This window comes from Shimazuella sp. NTD250, from assembly GCF_059510375.1.
Map to the genome: position 1 here is coordinate 301,942 of NZ_JCAJZS010000002.1, position 18,404 is coordinate 320,345.

Consider the following 18,404-nt stretch of genomic DNA (forward strand, 5'->3'; position numbering starts at 1 on the left):
TTGACCGGATGGGACGGCGTTCTACGCAAAGTTTGAACCATGCAATGAAACCTGCTAACGAATTCTGCTAGATCGTAAATAAGGGTTAATCCAACTGATGGATTAACCCTTATTTTTCTTAATTAGAAACTTAATCAATCATTTCTAAGTTCACTTGTAAAACAGCTTGGAGCATTCCTGGAAAAAGTTCCTCAAGATCATCATATCGCAATGAGTAGAAATGTTGTGTTCCTTCAATCCTTACTTGTGCCACACCTGCCTCTCGAAGAACTTTGAGATGGTGAGTTAATGTTGATTTGGGCATCAAATCATGGTAGATCGCACAATTTTCCTCTCCATCTTTCCCTAAGCTCATTACAATCTGTAATCTCCTCGGATCGCTCAAAGCATGTAAAACAGAAGATAAACGAATATCATTTTTATTTGGTTGAAATGGTTTTCTCATAAGAAAAGAATAACATATCAATCAATAAAATTCAAATTACTAATGTACCAAATAATTAGTACTTTAAAAAATATATTGACTCTACCTCTTCTGCGTGTTACTATTCGTTTGTACTAGAAAATTAGTACATTGATTAATTAGTATCACATAGATTTCAACTGTATCTATCAATTGTGTTATCAACTTTTTATCACATCTAAGAAGGGGAGTATTTAAAAAATGAGTACTCAGACACGGTACCAATCACTCATTGTTTTTATTCTTGCATTTGGAGTTTTTGGCATTATCAATACCGAAATGGGAGTCATCGGGATATTACCTCAGATTGCGGAACATTTCCACATTAGCGCATCCCAAACTGGATTACTTGTCAGTCTTTTCGCACTAGCAGTTGCCATTACGGGGCCGATCATGCCTCTATTATTTTCAGGAATAAACCGAAAAACTTCTATGCTGTTAGTGATAGGTCTTTTCGTCCTTACCAACGTCATTTCCGTCTATGCAAGCAATTTCCCTCTGCTTTTAATCGCTAGAATCATCCCTGCATTTCTTCATCCCGTATACTTCTCTGTCGCTTTTGTTGCAGCAGCTAATACGGTTAGTGAAGATCAACTCACGAAAGCAAATGCCAAAATATTTATGGGTGTTACTGCCGGGATGGTTATTGGAACACCCATTGCAACCCTGATCGCGAATTCCATCTCTCTGGATGCTTCTCTCTGGTTCTTTGCCATTGTGAATGCCATTGCTTTTATAGCTATTTTGCTTTTCATTCCATCCATGCCAGTAAAAGAAAGACTTTCATATGGATCACAACTGAGCATTTTAAAGAAATCATTGGTATGGTTAAGCATTTTAACCGTTATTAGCATCAATTCTGCCATGTATGCCGTTTATAGTTATTTTGCGGAGTATTTGGATCAAGTAACACATATGTCGGGCAAACAGATCAGTCTGATGCTAGTATTATTTGGTCTAACCGGGATCATCGGGAACATTGTCGCAGGTAGATTCCTTCAGAAAAAAGCAATGCCTACCGCATTGGTATATCCGTTTATTTTTACCGTAATTTATTTGCTGGTGTATGGGCTGGCAGATTTTTCTGGTCTCATGATGTTCCTAATCGCCATCTGGGGTGTTCTCTTTACTTTAGGGCTCAACATCTCCCAATACTGGATCACATCTGCTGCACCGGAAGCACCTGAATTTTCGAATGGTTTATTTGTAGCCTTTGCCAACTTAGGGATTACCATCGGAACTTCTGTTGGAGGATTGTTTATTTCCAATATGGGAACTCATTACGTAGTGTGGGCTGGCATCTTATTCCTTGCACTCAGTCTTATCCTAATCGCAGTGCGGACTTTGGCCTACAGCCCCAAAAAAGCAAGCTATCAACCGAAACAAATATCCTAATACCTTTGAAGTCAAACACCAGCCTTGTTCACAGGCAAGAAGTAGAAATTTATTTCAAAAAGTAAGGGGTAATCACATGGATTTACAACTCACTGATAGAGTAGTGGTGATCACTGGAGCTAGTTCGGGAATTGGTTTGGCAGCGACCCATTTATTTTTAGAACAAGGTGCTAAAGTAGTAGGGGCAAGTCGGAGTATTGATGCTATGGAGCATATTTCAACGGATAAGCTTATTGCCGTATCCGCTGATTTAAGTATACGAGCAGGGGCCGAATCTGTTATTCAAACTGCTGTAGATAGGTTTGGTAGAATCGATATTTTGATAAATAATGTAGGGATTGCTCCTATTCGCAATGGATTTCTCTCCATTGAAGATGAAGAATGGGAAGATGTTCTTCACACCAACTTTATGAGTATGGTTCGCGTCACTCGCGCTGCCCTGCCCTATATGATTCAGCAGCAAAAAGGTTCGATCGTCAGTATTTCTTCTGAAGTAGGGCAGCTTCCAGATGCCATGCTCCCAGATTACAGTGTATCCAAAGCTGCAATGTTGAGCCTTTCTAAATCCATTGCTCAAGAATTTGGACCAAAAGGAATTCGCTCCAATGTCGTATCTCCAGGACCTACCAGAACTCCATTATGGGATCGCCCAGGTGGTTTCGCAGATGGTCTTGCTGCCACATTTGATATGGATAAAGAAGCTGCAATTGAACATTTCGCTAAAAATATTAGAGCCTTACCTCTTGGGCGATTAGGAACTGCGGAAGAAGCAGCTGCTATTATTGCCTTTGTCGCCTCCGATCAAGCTTCCTTTGTCACTGGATCAGAGTACATGGTAAATGGCGGTTCCTTAAAACAACTATAATCGAGACCAATTTAAATCAATAGAAAAAAGGAGCAAAAAAAATGAAAAGATATAAATCCCTTATTATTGGTATTTTTGTTGCAGCGCTTTTTGCCTTTCCTTTTATTCAACCCACCGTTTTTGCAAATTTTTATAAAGATAGTCATGCACTCACCAATGTGCAAAAGATAAATAAAAACTGGGTAACAACTTGGAATGCTAGTCCGGAGCCAACTTGGGGAGCTGATTTTCCTTTACCTACAAAATTACCTGCGAAAATCTCAAACCAAACAATACGTCAAATCGCCAAAATTAGCGTCGGAGGAAATCAAATACGTATTTCTTTTTCCAATGAATATGGAAAAGAACCATTAACCATCGGAGAAGCGCATGTTGCCTTAACGGATAAAGGATCAAATATTGTGAAAAATACAGATCAAAAAATAAAATTTGGCGGGAAAACATCAGTTGTCATTCCAGCAGGATCATCTATCGTCAGTGATACCATAGCTTTAAAAGTTGATCCATCGTCCATAGTAAGTATAAGTTTGTATTTACCAAAAACAACGATCCCAACAACATTCCACTGGGATGCACGTCAAACCACCTATATCGCAAATGGAAATGTTACATCAGCAACGAGTATCACACCTAATTCTACTACCGATGCAAGTATGTATGTAACAGGTATATCGGTACATTCTCCTAAAAACAACGGTACTGTTGTAGCAATAGGAGATTCGATCACAGATGGCGATGGAGCAACCGTAGATGCAGATACCCGTTGGACCAATTTCCTTGCTGATCGTCTTATCTCACAAAATGTTTCGGTAATCAATGCAGGAATCTCCGGAAACCGTTTGTTAAAAGACGGCATGGGAGAAAGTGTGTTATCACGTTTCCATCGAGATGTACTAAGCAAACCAAATGTAAAATCGGTAATTGTGCTGATCGGCATTAATGATATCAGCTGGCCGGGTACCGGTTTTGCTCCTGCCGAAAAAAGACCGACATTTGATGAATTGGTTGCAGGATACCGCCAACTTATCAGACAAGCTCATGCTCATCATATCAAAGTCATTGGTGTAACTCTGACTCCATTTGAAGGAGCACTATCGGGAACAGAGCTAGATAATTATTATAGCAAAGACAAAGATGAACTTCGCCAAAAAGTGAACAAATGGATTCGCAGTGGTGAATTTGATAGTGTAGTGGATCTGGATGCTATCCTGAAAGATCCCGAGCACCCAGCAAGACTATTACCAGAGTATGATTCAGGAGACCACCTCCATCCAGGAGATGCTGGAAACAAAAAGATTGCAGATTCTATTAATTTAAACAGCCTTTTAAAGTAAATAGATATACAAAGGAGGCTGATGTTAAACACTAGCCTCCTTTAACTATAGTGTTTTTTAAAACCAGGGAATATTTGCTCTAAGTGATGTTTCATATGCTGTAGGTAATCATATATCAACCATTCGAGTGTTACCTGATCGCCGTTGGGCAATATACATGTACGAGAGAACATTTCTTTTGGCAGGTTAGATATCACACGAACAATTGAGCGATTTAAACTTATCCATAATGTCAGCACCTCATCTAAAGATGCATTTCTATAGTGTTGTGCAAAAACCCATTCATCTTGATTATATGGAGCGACTACCATCGGTTCTGGATGATACTGAATTTGAATAAAACGAGACAGGTTATTTATCGCTGAGTCACACAAATGACCGATAATTTCAAGGCGCGACCACTTTCCTGGAGAGAGTGCTTTGATAATTTCCCCTTCTGATAATAGTTTTAGTTTTTCAGGAACTAATTCCAGTAATTCTTCTAACTGCTCAAGAACATGTAAGTTCAATGAAATCTCCCCTTTGTTCTTATTTCGCATCTTGATTTTTAGCTTTATTTCTACTTATATATCCTAATTTTAATCCATTTTATGAGGTTGTTGTATAAAAACTACTCCAAATGGGAAAGGAAACGAGGGAGAGATGGACAACATTTCGCTAGAGCGGCTGGATCAAGAACGAGGGAAACCAATATATTCCATGAGAATTCTTGACAGAAATCTCTGCTTCTTATAAAATATTGTGGACGGTGATCAGGTCGCGTGCGACGTGACCGATCCCCCGTCTATCTAACTTATAATCCTACGAATACACGGAGAGCCGTCCAAAGCATAGCCGCGTATTCATAGGGGATTGATAAGATCGCATCGACTGGAAACAGTGGTGTGATCTTATTTATTGTTTGGGTAGAACCGTTTTCGACAGCTTTACTGAAAATCACCGAAAACGTCGTTAGTCCAACCCAATCTAACACTATTTTCCACCATTTACCGGAGTTCGCTTTTTCTAAAGCATCCTCTGCTTTGATGGCCCGGTTTTCCCACTCATTTTTTGCAGCTTGCTGCTTTTGGAGCTCGTCTCTTGTTTCAGCGAGTTCCTGTGCAGTCAATTGAGATTGAGTCTCGGCCTTAATTGCCCAATTTTCCATCTCATTGGTTTCTGCTTGCTGCTTTTGGAGCTCGACTTTGGTTGCGGCGAGTTCCTGTGAAGTCAATTGAAATTGAGCCTCGGCAGTAATTGCCCGATTTTTCATCTCATTCAACTCCGTGAGCAGTGAGTCGATTTTAGCATCTTTCACCTCGATCGTCTCTACCGGGTATGTGTTTAATCCCTCTACTTCTTGACATGACTGTTGGTCCACAACAACTTTCGTTTGTTTTTCCATTCATTATTTCCCCCTTTTATTAAGGGAGATCAGTCACGTCGCACGCGGCCAGATGCTATACATTGGCCTACCGTCCACAGTGTCTACTTGAGGTAGACGAAAAGCTAAAGGTAAAACAAAGTAATGTGCAGGGAATGACGAAAGCCCTCTACCTGCGTTGTTATCGCTAATCCTGCCAAAAGCAGCTGTTTTTACGATAACGCAATCGAGCAAACATGCAGCTCAACTCAGCCGAGAACATCATGTTCGATCAGGCGAGAAGTACATATTTCCATCAGATCAAAACAGACATACTTTCATCTAACCATAATTTGATAATATTTTCAATATTAGCTATAATAAGTCGTTTATCATCTTAGATAGATTCAATGACATAGACTCATTGAAGAACAATACAAAAAAGAGAAATCCGTAAGAACGGATATCTCCCTATTTAAAAAATATCAAAACTGCGTCCATGTATATAGGTCATCCCTTTTCCCATCTGCACTACTTCCGCATCTAAGAGTACCAACTCGAATTTCTGACCTGCCTCACTTGTAATCATCAGCTTACTTACATTTCTCGTTGGAATGGAAGGTTTCTGATAAGCTTTCTCTTCAAAGGTGTATTCAATCCGATATTCTTCCTCTGATAGGGACACTTTGGAACCACTGTGAAATCGCCATTGTGGCAGACATTGAAGCGAATCCACAAACGCTCTCACCTTTTCCCGGCAACCTTCTACTTGCAATCGTAATGTCATTTGATTCTCCCCTTATCTAACGCTTGTAACCGCCTGATTTCCATCCGAATCAAGGCGTGAATCCATCTTTCGTGGTGATCGAACCCTACTGGAAATAGAAATTTCACGATATATCCCTTACCTGTCTGCTTCAGTTCATCTATGATTTTTTGCTTATGCTGATGCATGAGGTCAGCCGTGTAGCCATATTTGTCCGCTATTTCCTGTAAGGCATTCGTAACTTCGATGGGTACAGTCTTATTTTCGATCATCCAATCTAAGTTCATGGGTTTATTATAGATTGAATATTCCTGTTATTATTCGCATTAGATGAATTTAACTTTCCCTTTAAAACCGTTCACTTGTATTCAGATTAACTCTCCTAAATGAAAGAATCGCAAAGATAGAGAATTCAAAATTTCAAAGTATAAATTAAAACAAACGATGGTAGCCATAGTAAGATTGAAAAGTAGAGATTAATAGGGTATTATCAATACTGGAGATAGTTGAGAGGAGCATTCATACTTATGCCAGTTTACTTGTAATGGTTTATCAATTAAATAGCATACAATCCTTTTTTTACCAATTTCGATCACGGGATTAGTCTGCCTATTTTTAACCATTACAAGGAACGCAGGAATAAGTTGTTATAAACAAATCATGCGGAGAACCTTAGGGTTATTCCGCATTTTTTTATTTAAAAGTCGACATCTCCTTTTGCGACATGGTCTTGCGTTCCTTTTACCTACGAGGTGAAGGAAAATGTCGATCCATCTCTATCATTGGAGCTTTGATCAAATAGTTGAAGAAGCAATTTCACGATACTGCCCCCAATGTGGGCGAAAGGTGTCTTTCGTTGATTCTATGAAGCGGAGGCATAATGCGAATGGAAAAGATATCTATCAATTTGCCATTTATAAATGCCCCAATGATCATACTTGGAACAAGAAACTAGACATCTACAAGGCAAAACCTATTTTATCAACCGAAGATGTGGAATTGGAATTTGAAAATGAGGTAACGAAAGATCCAATCGAATCTGTCCAAGAAATACTCCAGCAAGGCGTACAAACCATACAAATTTCCATTCAGTCTATGGATAAACCAATAAGATTGGATCTAGTTCTTTCTACTAGAATACAAGATTTGAGTCGTACTCAGATTCAAAAATGGATTAAACAGGGGAAAGTTCAAGTGAATTCTCAAATAGTATCACCCAAATATTTAGTTCGTGCACAAGATCAGATCCATTTTCAGCTTGGAAAGATTTTGCTTTGATTCTAAAAACCGAACAAACATCCCTCTCCCTATAAGTGGTTTGGGATGTTTTTGCTTTATCAGGAATAAATCTTAAAACGTTCAACATTTTGTCGTTTGGATTGATAGGTTTTGCTGACATTCTCTATTCGAATCGCTACATCCATCTAGTGTGATCCCTTCTTTTCCCTTAAAATAACTGGAAGTAGTCCAAATAATTTTTCATCACTGGACAGACATCTTTTGTACTTATGCCTTCCGTATTTAATTTCGCTTCCCAATCGTTTAGTCCTTGATTATAGATGCAATTTTTGCATAATTCCCTCTATCTCCCAATTTAACTTCCTACTTAAAAACAAATTCCATCCTTTCATCTCGTCTCAATGTATTTATGACATTTACGATTAACGACACTCCCAATTTCAAAATAGAAATTGAAATCGAAATATTATGTCGGATAAATTCACTTTATGGCATAATTGGTCAAATAGTATAATAGAGGGAGTGCTAGGTTTGGAGACATATAATCCAGATAACCCACTAGTTCGGTATGTGCTTCGCAAAGTGAGAAAAGAAAAGGGACTTCGCTTAAAGGATTTAGAAGATTACCATATTTCATCTGGGTCAATTAGTAATTTGGAAAGAGGCGAGGTAAAGACTAGAGATGGAACATTTGAGTATTTGTTGAAAAAGCTTGGGTTAACTCAAAAGAAACTGGGAGAGATCGTAGAGAAAGAAAAAGATGAAATCGAGGAAATACGATTTGCATTGGAATGTTTGGAATCTCTGTTGGAGCAAGGTATCAATGATCCTGCTATTAAACAACTAGAGAAAATTCAATTAGAGGATTTTCATCCACTAATATCTCATTTATGTTATTTAAACGGCTACTATCATCGACGGACAAAAGATTGGAAACAAGCAAAAAAATATTTCCAAAAAGGAATACGATTTTGTAGCCAGCACAATCTGAGCCCTCAAGATAATATTCTAGCTGCTTGCTATAATCAATTGAGTATTTGCAGTTTTAACCAAAATAATTTTTCTCAAGCAATCTTATTTGTAGAACAGGGATTAAAGGTATTCGATGGCACTCTTAAAAGAGAAGATATTCAATACTCCTTGCAAAGTAATAAAGTCCTTTACTTAATAAAATCATCCCAAATGAATCATGCTGCACAAATTCTAGACAATCTATGGATTTCCATTGGTAAAATAAAACGAAAAGCTGTAGTACTTAATCTACACAAATTTCGTTCTATCATTTTGCGTAACTGGAGAATGTTCGCAGAAGCTACTGTCATCTGTAAAGAAGGCATAGATTTTGCTAGTATTAATGGATTTCATGAACGACAATTTGACCTATTAAATATTATGGGAAGTATTTTACTTGAACAAAACGAGCTTTATAAAGCTGAAAAACGATTTCAAATGATTCTGTTGATGGATCATAAGCTTGATTTTCCCTATGTACATGTTGATTCCCATACTTATCTTGCAATTTTATATTCTAAACAGAAAAACTGGATCAAATCAGAGAAACATGCAAATATAGCCATTGAATTGAGTAAAGAAATTACAAATGATTTTCGATTAGCGAAGGCTTCCATTGTGAAAGGTGATATACTTTGTAAACAAATGAAATGGGAGCAAGCACTTCCTTACTACCAGGAAACCATTGAAATAACGAGTAAACATGGATTTATCAACAGAAAGTACACTGCTTTATCTCGGCTGTCACGTTGCTTTGATGTGTTGAATAATCATGTTGAATTGGTAGCTTGTATGAAACAAATGCTTGAAATTCAAACTGATTTAAAAATAAAAAGCGAGGAGGATGAAATTTATGATTTTTTCTAAGCTTTTGTCGATGGGAAAAGGTGATGAAACAGATGATTAATTCTTTTGTGAATAAAGAGTCAAAATTACCTCATGCCCGTTATAGACTGCAAAATGAAAATCCATAACCTTATATTATCTAAATCAAAAAAGAAGGATTCACTTAATGGGGGATGATGATGACACAATTGAATAATGAAAATATCACTATAAAAAGAGGTCTTCTCGAAAATCTGAGAAAACCTCTTTTCTGTTTTATTTATAATAGAATAAGAAACTCTACAAGGGGGAACAGTCCCTATACTGCACTAATTCTTTCTCTTCCTATCTATTCGACTTGAAATACGTTCTCCTAATTGGACAGAAGCATGATAGAAATACTGCATAACAATGTCTCGTATTTCAGGAGATATGCCAGCTAGATCAGTGGCTAGATTCTTTACAAGATGTTCTTGTTCTACCTCTGAAAGCGAATCGTAATAGTTACCAGCTTGGGTAAAATCATCTTGTTTGGGTATAGCACAGCGCACGATGCGGCCTTTGAGATGTCGTCCGCAGCCACTCGTCACAAGGTTCGCTGGTGATCAATTTTTTTGATGATTGATAGAGATAGCACGAAAATTTGGGCCTATTCTCCGACGCTGTGAAAATGGTGCTGTTAATAAAACTCTGTCCTCTCATTTCAAATTAATTTATGTGAAAATAAGAAAGTTCCAGAAACGATGAAACCAATATCTCTGATAAAGCACCAAGAACACTGGTTTCATTATTAACTATCAAATAGACATAGGTAGTTCACTTTGTTCCAGAGATCGTTTCTAAACTAGCAATGCGACAAACAGAACCGTCCCCTTGTCGCATAAAATGGATAGATCCTTTCCTTTTGCAATTTTCATTCTTATTCGATAGAATTACATAGACAGAATCCTCTTATCCTTAAGGAGCAAAATGTCTTTGTCAGAAAAGTTCGGTCAGTATGTCAATCCATCAGGGAAAACCTTGCAAAATAAACTAGAAGGCGTAGAGGCGTTCCTATTCGATATGGATGGTCCACTTTGTCACCTCTTTGGATCACGTCCAGCTTACGAACAGGCTCATAAACTGAAACAAACCCTTTGGCTCATGAAGCTCTTGCCAGAAAAGGCTATTCTTGAAGATGATCCTTTTGAGGTAATTCGGTCTATTGATCGGCCGAGTCCGGAACCATATTGTCGAGACCTCGCTCTCTGGGAAGAAAAACTAACTTATTTGGAAATTGCGGCTGCTTTGGTAGCTCCGCCTACCCCATTTACTGATCAATTGCTTCCCGTTCTCAAGAAGAACAACAAGTCGATGGCAATTGTGACCAATAACAGGACAATAGCGGCAAACCATGTTGTTAGAGTAAATGGGTGGCAGGAGTTTTTTGGAGACGCTGTATTTGGTCGCAGTAGTTCTGATTTTCGCGATCTTAAGCCCAACCCAAAATGTCTCATAGACGCAATGCGATTCCTGAAGCGAGAACCAGCAGAATGCTTGATGATTGGCGATTCTCCCACTGATTATCAAGCAGCAGAAGCAGCGGGAGTTCGCTTTCTTGGACATGCAAATACCTTTGCGAAAGCGAAAAAACTCTATGATGCAGGGGCCGAAATCGTTATTCAAGATTATGCCCCTTGGCTACATTTGTACCTGGGTTTCGTCGAAAATGATTTTTGGTCTGTTAGCCTAGGTAGCAGGCGTGAATATGGTCAGTCCACACCGAAGTGTCCAGATCCCGACGGATGTCCTGAATGAGATGCTCAGGAGCATTCTGTACAAAGACAGATAAGTAATCCCTTAACGGGAACACACGACCGGCTGATACCCTTGCTATCAGCCGGTCAGTACATTTTATATGCAACAAAAAGAGACTATGACGACTTTCATCTATATGATTACTTATGTTCGTACGACTGGACAACTGGGTGCCTCTACAAGGTTCCGTTCTCCAAACTCCTTATCGCCTCATTTATAAATGAGATGAGAAAATAGAGCCCTACTCCCTCCTTCTCTTCCTCTCTATCTGACTTGAAATCCGTTCTCCTAATTGGACAGAAGCATGATAGAAATATTGCATGACAATATCTCGTATTTCAGGAGAGATTCCAGCAAGATCATTTGCTAGATTCTTTACAAGGTGTTCTTGTTCTACCTCTGAAAGCGAATCATAGTATTGGCCAGCCTGGGTAAAATCATCTTGTTTTGGTATAGCACAACGCACGATACGGCCTTTTAGATGTCTCCCGCAGCCGCTTGTCACAAGGTTCGCTGGTGACCAATTTTTTTGATGATTGATAGGGATAGCACGAAAATTTGGGCCTAATCTCCTACGCTGAGAATCCCAGTAAATATTTGCCCTTCCTTGAAGCATTTTATCATCTGATAATTCTGCTCCCTCTAATAGATTGGACGGTGAAAAGGCTATTTTTTCTACTTGTTCTGCATAGTCATCAGGATTGCGGTTTAACACCAATTGACCAACAGGCATCAAGGGATATTGCTGTTCATCCCAAACCTTCGTATCATCGAGAGGATCATAAGGCAGTTCCGTTTCATCCTCCGGATTCATGAGCTGTACATAAAGTCCATACGCTACCGTTTTTCCTTTTTCTATCGCGCTGTATAAGTCCTCTCCAGCGATATCTGGATTCTTCCCATTCCAATAGGCTGCTTCTTTACTGTCTATATACTTTATGCCAGCAGCAGGAATCCAGTGGTATTTTACATAGGTGCGAATTCCTTGGGCATTCTTCCAGACATATGTATTTACACTATGACCCGGGATGTGGCGCAGGCTTTTTACTGTACCTGCATCGGAATAAAGCCGAACAACTAGATGAGTAGATTCTGGTGCTCTTGCTACAAAGCTCCAAAATCGTTCAGGATCAATCAAGTTATTGATTGGCGATGGCGAAAGAGATTTAACAGTCTCAGGAAAACGCATCGGATCACGTATAAGAAATACAGGAATATGATTGCAAACCAAATCAAAAACACCCTCATCCGTATAGAACTTAGTGGCAAATCCTCTGATATTGCGGGAAGTATCGGGTGTACCCTTCGTGCTTATAGCAAGAGAAAATCTCACCGCAACGGGGACTTGTTGACCTAGATTTTGTAAGAAACAGAGTTTGGTATATGCTGACATGGAATTTGTTGTTTCAAAGTAGCCAAAAGCTCCATAACCTTTCACATGAACAGGTCGTTCCAATATTTTTTCATGGATGAAAGTTTCCAATGTCTCATGCAAAATATTGTCTTGTTCCAGTATAGGGCCTCTTTTTCCTACCGTCTCTGAATGAAAAGTTGCCGGTTCATCTATCTTCCACTTGGAAAGACCATGACCATTCCTGCTATCTTTCGGAGTATTTTGCATCTTATTTTCGCCCTTTCCTTACTTCTAAAATGGTGCTGCTTGTCAAACTCTGTCCTCTATTTTCAAACTAATTTATGTGAGAAAAAGTTCAATTATGATCAAGAGATCATCACCAATATTTCCAGAAAAAGATGAAACCAGTGTCTCCGGTAAAGTACCAAAGAACACTGGTTTCATCTTTTATTCTTACTATCTATCTGGCAAAGGTATCACTTTGTTCCATAGGTCGTTTCTAAACTAGCAATGCGACAATAAGAACCATCCCCTTGTCGCAGAGGATAGCAAGATTGCTCTTACTTATTTATAGTCTTCAAGTATTTACTGTATTCAGCCTATAATCTATACTTAAAGTATAGTATTAACTACAACTCTCTCACCATCAGGGGGAAGGACCCGAAATGACCAGCACCTCCATGACCGAGAAGACGAATGGCGAGGCGCTTGAGGACGGCCTCAAGACGCTGTTCGATATCAGCTCCAAGCTGACCATCGCAGAGGAGAGCCAGCTCTACAAACGGCTCACGGACGCCGAGCAGTACGTCAACAAGGCAGGTCTGAACGACAAGCCGGCCACCGTCTCGGCCAAACATGCTGTGGATGCGATCAAACGGAAGGCGGCTGAGCTCGCCAACGTCGCTGCCTGATGGTCCGCCCGGGATGGAACTCATGCTATTAAGTATGTGATCCCCGTCCCGGGAGCCTGCATATGATTTTTAATCACATATATATTAAAAAAATCTACCTTCTTAAAAAAGGGTAGATTTTTTTTTGCGACACAAGGGGACGGTTCTTTTTGTCGCAGCATCTTTGATTTAGCGCTTTTGAAAGATCACCGGAAACTCCTTGATGGAGTATGTCACAGCACTTTGATTCATAACAGGTTGTTTCTGATCTTTGAGCTGGAATTGGTGTAACCGTTCAAACAGCAATCGGAGTACGATGTTCGCCTCAAGACGGGCTAAAGGTGCTCCCATGCAGTAATGAATGCCATGTCCAAACGCGATGTGCTTCAAATTTGTTCGATGAATGTTGAATTGATCGGCATTAGCAAATACGGATTCATCCCGGTTTGCAGAACCCATCCATAAATTGATAAAGTCACCTTTTTTAATCTGCTGCCCTCTTAATTGGACATCTTTGGCGGCGATTCGGTTTATATATTGCAGGGGTGACCGAAATCGGAGCACTTCTTCAATCGCATTAGGGATATCTGCCGGATGCTGAACCAAATGCTCTTGTATCTCAGGATTTTCAATAAGTGTAAAGATGGAGTTATTGATAAGGTTGGTAGTCGTTTCGTTACCTGCTATTAACAAGAGAATACAAAAAGCCAATACGTCATTTGTTGACAGCTTTTCACCATCTACTTCAGCCTGCAATAGTTTCGAGATTAAATCATCCTCAGGCTGTACCTTGCGAAACTCAATCATATTTAGAAAATACTCACCCATCTCTTGTTGAGCTTTAAAATAACCTGCTGCACCTCCTTCAACTTCCGAAGGTTGTTTTGCAAACATAATCGACCATTCTTTAAATTTATCTTGATCTTGAGGCGATATTCCTAACAGTTTCGCAATTACTTGAATCGGAACAGGTACAGCTAAATCGCTGGTCACATCCATTTCACCCTGATCCGCCACTTGATCTAACAGTTCATGGGTAATTTTCTCAATCCAAGGTTTCATATCATCTACTGCTTGTGGAGTAAAAGCTTTTGATACTAGCAAACGAAGTTGTCTATGACGCGGTGGATCTGTTACTGACATGGCTATCGACACTGGACTTTCTGCTACTTTAGGAAAGTACTCATTAGAAAAGTTTTCATGATCGTTGAATACGTTTTGTACATCATCATAGCGAAATACATGCCATGTACCCTTGCTGCCGAAATAATGCATAAAATCTTTGTCATACACAACAGGACTATTTTCCATCATTTGCTTAAACCAAGGAAAAGGATTTGAAAATGAATGTTTCAGACTAATCACCCCAGATGTTATATTATTCAATATATTTTCTATTATAATAATATTTACATTAATATAAATAGGAAAAAGCAATTTAATATTACAAATTTTAATGTAGTGACATAGGGCCCGTTCTGCTTTAAAATATACTTAATTTTCAAAAAAAAGAGAAAGTAAAGCCTCTCTCACACATGGAGAGGCTTTTCGGTTTCGGAAGATGGACTAGTCATCGAAGAAGGATCTTTATTCAAGGCCAAAATAAAAACAACTCCAATAATACAAGCCGTCCCGATCCATTGAAAAATACCAAACAAATCTTTTAGCCAAAAAACCGTTGTCAGCACAGCAGATAATGGCTCAAGGCTGCCTAAAAGGCTTGATTCTTTTGGAGACAAACCTTGTAAACTCTCGATGTAAAACCAAAATGCAATCATAGTACCAAAGAGGATAACAAAAATTAAATAGAAATAAGCTTCTAACGGTAAACTTTTAAAGTTCATTTGCCACAGCGGATGAATAAAACTTAATGCACAGCCGCCAATCACCATAGCCCATCCTACAATGACAAGGGAATTAAATTGTTTGAGCAATGGAACCGCATATAACGTATAAAAGGCTGCCGCTAGTCCAGATAAAATACCCCAAACAATGGAGAGTGTAGGTACTGATAATTTGGAGATCGATCCATTTGTCAATAAGAAAAAGCAGCCAGCTAATGCCAGTGAAGCTGTTAATATATCTCGTTTTGTCAAAGCAGATTGTCTGCTTAAAACCAAATAAAGAATGATGAATACAGGTGCTAAGTATTGCAATAGCGTTGCAACAGCAGCATTCCCATGTTGAATTGCAGCCATATACGTGTATTGAACAGCCAGCATTCCGACTAATCCAAAGATAATCAATGGAATAGCGGTTTTTTTGTTCTTCCAGACACCAAATACTTGAGAGCGGTCATTTCCTATCAATTGAATGGTTAATAGTAACAAACCGGCAATGAGTAACCGTGTTGTTACAAGCCAATTGACATCGATTGCGTATTGTTCAAATAGCTTTTTTGAAACTGTACCCCCAATTCCCCAAAATGTTGCTCCGGTGATAACGAAAAATAACCCCTTTCTCCTGCTCATGGTTTACTTCCACCTCTATATATAAAAATATTATGATCATGAAATAATAATAATCTATATATAAATAAAAAAATACTTAAATCAAACAAAAAATGTAATGATATTTGAGAAGCAGATGTACAATTGAAAGATTTTAAGGTTGATCAAGCATTTAAGGTACTGACAGAGTATAGAACAGTTGAGCTACCAACGGCATGTTATGAAACTACCATTCTTCAAAATGTTAAGATATACACCACTTCACTATGATGAAATTCAATTTGTTTTGAATCAAGTGGGTTTTAATACCACAAGTTATTTTATTGATAAATTTCGTAAGTCAATGAAAATGACACCTTTTTCATATAAAAAACGCAAAAAAAGAGGAATTCTATAGATTTGTAGAGATCCTCTCTCTTATCTTTTTTCGAAAAAATAGAAAATAACCGTACATCCCACAATTCATTCTTGATTATACTTATAGTGGCAGACTAACACCTTTCCAAACAGTATTTCCACTTGCCAAATCAATATGACCTTACTTGTTCGCTCCAACTCACATAAAAATAAAAAAAAAATTGCCTGAAAAAAATTCTCCCAGGCACTCTCTCATATTTTTTCAATGTAATGAACGCTAAACAATTCATTTTCATCCGTCCACGCTTCAAGAGGCACAAATCCGCACTGAGACACAATAGACTGGAACTCCTGTACAGTGTATTTATATGAATTTTCTGTATGAATATACTCTCCTTTTTGAAATGAAATCACGTACTGTCCAATAGATACTTTCTGCTCGCAATTACTTTTCAAATGCATTTCGATTCGTCCTTTTTCCTCATTATAAAACGCCACATGTTCAAACTGATCAAGCTGAAACTCAGTTCCCAACTCTTGATTAATCCGGTTCAATATATTCAAATTAAATGCCTTTGTAATACCCTTTTGATCGTTATAAGCAGCATTTAAGATATGAGTTTCTTTTTTCACATCCACCCCGATAATAAAGCCGTCCCCACTGTTAAGCAGTTCGCAGGTGCGGTTCAGAAAATCATACACTTCATTCGGTTCAAAATTACCAATCGTGGAACCCGGGAAAAACACGACCTTTCTCTTGGCGTGATCCAATGGCAGTTGTAACGGATGCATGTAATCACCACAAACAGCCTCTATCTTTAATTTCGGAAATTCATGTGACAGCTTCAAACAAGATTGAAATAAAAAGTCTTTTGATATATCAATCGGCATGTATTCTTTAAGTGAATGAAGGGACGCTAACAATGTTTTAATTTTTTTGCTACTGCCGCTGCCATACTCAATTAGTGTTGTCACCTGCCCAACTCTTTTAGCAATTTCTTCTCTGTACATTTCCAAAATCGATATCTCAGTTCTAGTCGGATAATATTCATCCGTTTCGGTTATTTGCTCAAACAATTCCGAACCCTTTTTATCGTAAAAATATTTGGCATGAATGGTTTTAACCGGAGAGTTAAGACCATTCCATACTTCTTCCAGCATATTGTCTTCCTTCGTATTTAAGTCATGGACAATAACGCTTATATTTGCCATAGTCAACAATCCTCCGCTATACGAATTTCACTGAACTGCAAACATTTTTTAGGCCGAAAGAAGTTTGGTACATGGCTCGGATGTGAGAAGCTGATGTTGCACAGGAACAACCTCTTAATACTATTTGATTACACATAAAATTTTACATTAAATCCGCTAATTATCCCTATGATATCATGGGGCTACTTTGCGGTCTAGGGAAGATCCCTATCACTGAGGCTATGTAATATGGACTACAAAAAGGCAACTTCTCTTCATTTTATCTTTTTCCTTGTTTTCACATCGATTGCGTATTGTTGAAGTAGCTTTTTTGCAACTATGCCCCCAATTCCCCAAAATGTTGCTCCGGTGATAACGAAAAAAACAACCCCTTTCTCCTGATCATGGTCAATTTTCCACCTCTATATATATAAATATTATGATGATAAAATAATACTAAATTATACATAAATAAAATAACACGTAAATCGACCAAAAAGTATCATGATATTGAGTTGGTGATGTACCAATGAAAGATTTTCAGGTGGATCAAACATTTAAAGAACTCACAGAGCATCGAATGGTCGAATTATCAATTGCATGGTACAAAACTACCATTCTTCAAAATGTTAATGGTTTTGATTGTAAAAGGAGAGACAAGTTTTCAAATAAATGAGGAAGAACAAGTAGTTCGAGAAGGTGAGAGGCTATTTATCAATAACGGCTGTCTTCATTTTGCAGAAGATAAAACATTCTGGCTGCGAATATATTTGTCTAAACGTCGCTCCATATTTCGGTTTACCACAAGAACTCTACACTACCTATGTAAATCCCTATATCCGAGCGACAAATTTACCTTATGTATTTTTAGATGCAAAAGAGCATTAGGCAAAAAATAAATTAGAAGAAATATAAAAATCAAACGTTTGATTCAACAAAAATCGCCATTCTATGAAATCGATATCACGGTACAGCTAACATTCATTTGACAAAACTTGATTATTAACGACTTCTCATTAGAGTTAATCAGACAGAAATGTTAAAAAATCACCGAATCATTTCCGAATGATCAACTTAATCCTTATATTTGAGCTGTGCTGCTTCTTTTAGAAGGAGCAGCACAGC

The 18,404-nt window shown here is 38.3% G+C and carries 17 protein-coding genes and 3 pseudogenes; 9 read left to right on the forward strand and 11 right to left on the reverse strand.

Annotated features, from left to right (window positions below; translation table 11 throughout):
* Positions 1-130: 130 nt before the first annotated feature.
* The gene (locus AC5WOF_RS06395) at positions 131-445 is read right to left on the reverse strand and encodes an ArsR/SmtB family transcription factor (RefSeq protein ID WP_496049115.1); all 315 of its coding nucleotides are present in this window, start codon (positions 443-445) and stop codon (positions 131-133) included.
* Between the two features lie 219 nt (positions 446-664).
* Between AC5WOF_RS06395 and AC5WOF_RS06400 the strand changes: the two genes are divergently transcribed.
* From AC5WOF_RS06400 to AC5WOF_RS06410, 3 genes are all read left to right on the forward strand, one after another.
* Positions 665-1,858, forward strand: a complete 1,194-nt coding sequence (locus AC5WOF_RS06400) for an MFS transporter (RefSeq protein WP_496049116.1) — start codon at positions 665-667, stop codon at positions 1,856-1,858.
* Positions 1,859-1,934: 76 nt separating this feature from the next.
* Positions 1,935-2,723, forward strand: a complete 789-nt coding sequence (locus tag AC5WOF_RS06405) for an SDR family NAD(P)-dependent oxidoreductase (RefSeq protein ID WP_496049117.1) — start codon at positions 1,935-1,937, stop codon at positions 2,721-2,723.
* Between the two features lie 41 nt (positions 2,724-2,764).
* On the forward strand, positions 2,765-4,057 hold the full coding sequence (locus AC5WOF_RS06410) for an SGNH/GDSL hydrolase family protein (RefSeq protein WP_496049118.1): 1,293 nt from the start codon (positions 2,765-2,767) through the stop codon (positions 4,055-4,057).
* A gap of 41 nt (positions 4,058-4,098) precedes the next feature.
* Here the strand turns inward: AC5WOF_RS06410 and AC5WOF_RS06415 are convergent, their stop codons facing one another.
* From AC5WOF_RS06415 to AC5WOF_RS06430, 4 genes are all read right to left on the reverse strand, one after another.
* The gene (locus tag AC5WOF_RS06415; protein ID WP_496049119.1) at positions 4,099-4,566 is read right to left on the reverse strand and encodes a DinB family protein; all 468 of its coding nucleotides are present in this window, start codon (positions 4,564-4,566) and stop codon (positions 4,099-4,101) included.
* Between the two features lie 284 nt (positions 4,567-4,850).
* Positions 4,851-5,441 carry a hypothetical protein gene (locus AC5WOF_RS06420; RefSeq protein ID WP_496049120.1) on the reverse strand — a complete coding sequence of 197 codons (591 nt, stop codon included), beginning with the start codon at positions 5,439-5,441 and terminating at the stop codon, positions 4,851-4,853.
* A gap of 433 nt (positions 5,442-5,874) precedes the next feature.
* Positions 5,875-6,186 (reverse strand): hypothetical protein, encoded by a 312-nt coding sequence (locus tag AC5WOF_RS06425; protein ID WP_496049121.1) that lies wholly within the window; start codon positions 6,184-6,186, stop codon positions 5,875-5,877.
* Positions 6,183-6,437 carry a hypothetical protein gene (locus AC5WOF_RS06430; protein WP_496049122.1) on the reverse strand — a complete coding sequence of 85 codons (255 nt, stop codon included), beginning with the start codon at positions 6,435-6,437 and terminating at the stop codon, positions 6,183-6,185. Before AC5WOF_RS06430 ends, AC5WOF_RS06425 begins: the two co-directional genes overlap by 4 nt.
* Positions 6,438-6,927: 490 nt before the next feature.
* Between AC5WOF_RS06430 and AC5WOF_RS06435 the strand changes: the two genes are divergently transcribed.
* Entirely contained in the window at positions 6,928-7,443 is a 516-nt protein-coding gene (locus AC5WOF_RS06435) for a S4 domain-containing protein (protein WP_496049123.1), read from the forward strand.
* A 492-nt stretch (positions 7,444-7,935) separates the two neighbouring features.
* Entirely contained in the window at positions 7,936-9,282 is a 1,347-nt protein-coding gene (locus AC5WOF_RS06440) for a helix-turn-helix domain-containing protein (RefSeq protein WP_496049124.1), read from the forward strand.
* 287 nt (positions 9,283-9,569) lie between these two features.
* On the opposite strand, the gene AC5WOF_RS06445 is transcribed toward AC5WOF_RS06440, so the two are convergent.
* Positions 9,570-9,791, reverse strand: a complete 222-nt coding sequence (locus AC5WOF_RS06445) for a catalase-related domain-containing protein (protein ID WP_496049125.1) — start codon at positions 9,789-9,791, stop codon at positions 9,570-9,572.
* A 424-nt stretch (positions 9,792-10,215) separates the two neighbouring features.
* Between AC5WOF_RS06445 and AC5WOF_RS06450 the strand changes: the two genes are divergently transcribed.
* Positions 10,216-11,037 (forward strand): HAD family hydrolase, encoded by an 822-nt coding sequence (locus AC5WOF_RS06450; protein ID WP_496049126.1) that lies wholly within the window; start codon positions 10,216-10,218, stop codon positions 11,035-11,037.
* Positions 11,038-11,278: 241 nt separating this feature from the next.
* On the opposite strand, the gene AC5WOF_RS06455 is transcribed toward AC5WOF_RS06450, so the two are convergent.
* Positions 11,279-12,658 carry a catalase gene (locus tag AC5WOF_RS06455; RefSeq protein ID WP_496049127.1) on the reverse strand — a complete coding sequence of 460 codons (1,380 nt, stop codon included), beginning with the start codon at positions 12,656-12,658 and terminating at the stop codon, positions 11,279-11,281.
* A gap of 398 nt (positions 12,659-13,056) precedes the next feature.
* Between AC5WOF_RS06455 and AC5WOF_RS06460 the strand changes: the two genes are divergently transcribed.
* Positions 13,057-13,302: a hypothetical protein gene (locus AC5WOF_RS06460; protein ID WP_496049128.1), complete on the forward strand. Its 246-nt coding sequence runs from the start codon at positions 13,057-13,059 to the stop codon at positions 13,300-13,302.
* A 168-nt stretch (positions 13,303-13,470) separates the two neighbouring features.
* Here AC5WOF_RS06460 and AC5WOF_RS06465 read toward each other — a convergent pair whose 3' ends face one another.
* Together AC5WOF_RS06465 and AC5WOF_RS06470 are read right to left on the reverse strand one after the other, a co-directional pair.
* Positions 13,471-14,595, reverse strand: a complete 1,125-nt coding sequence (locus AC5WOF_RS06465; protein ID WP_496049129.1) for a cytochrome P450 — start codon at positions 14,593-14,595, stop codon at positions 13,471-13,473.
* A gap of 215 nt (positions 14,596-14,810) precedes the next feature.
* Positions 14,811-15,752: an EamA family transporter gene (locus AC5WOF_RS06470; protein WP_496049130.1), complete on the reverse strand. Its 942-nt coding sequence runs from the start codon at positions 15,750-15,752 to the stop codon at positions 14,811-14,813.
* Between the two features lie 262 nt (positions 15,753-16,014).
* Between AC5WOF_RS06470 and AC5WOF_RS06475 the strand changes: the two are divergent.
* A pseudogene (locus tag AC5WOF_RS06475) lies at positions 16,015-16,128 on the forward strand (AraC family transcriptional regulator); the annotation flags it as partial.
* 212 nt (positions 16,129-16,340) lie between these two features.
* Here AC5WOF_RS06475 and egtD read toward each other — a convergent pair.
* Positions 16,341-17,249, reverse strand: coding sequence for an L-histidine N(alpha)-methyltransferase (gene egtD, locus AC5WOF_RS06480; RefSeq protein WP_496049131.1), 909 nt, complete (start codon positions 17,247-17,249; stop codon positions 16,341-16,343).
* Positions 17,250-17,578: 329 nt separating this feature from the next.
* A pseudogene (locus AC5WOF_RS06485) lies at positions 17,579-17,692 on the reverse strand (EamA family transporter); the annotation flags it as partial.
* 116 nt (positions 17,693-17,808) lie between these two features.
* Between AC5WOF_RS06485 and AC5WOF_RS06490 the strand changes: the two are divergent.
* Positions 17,809-18,336: pseudogene (locus tag AC5WOF_RS06490) on the forward strand (cupin domain-containing protein); the annotation flags it as partial.
* Positions 18,337-18,404: the final 68 nt, after the last annotated feature.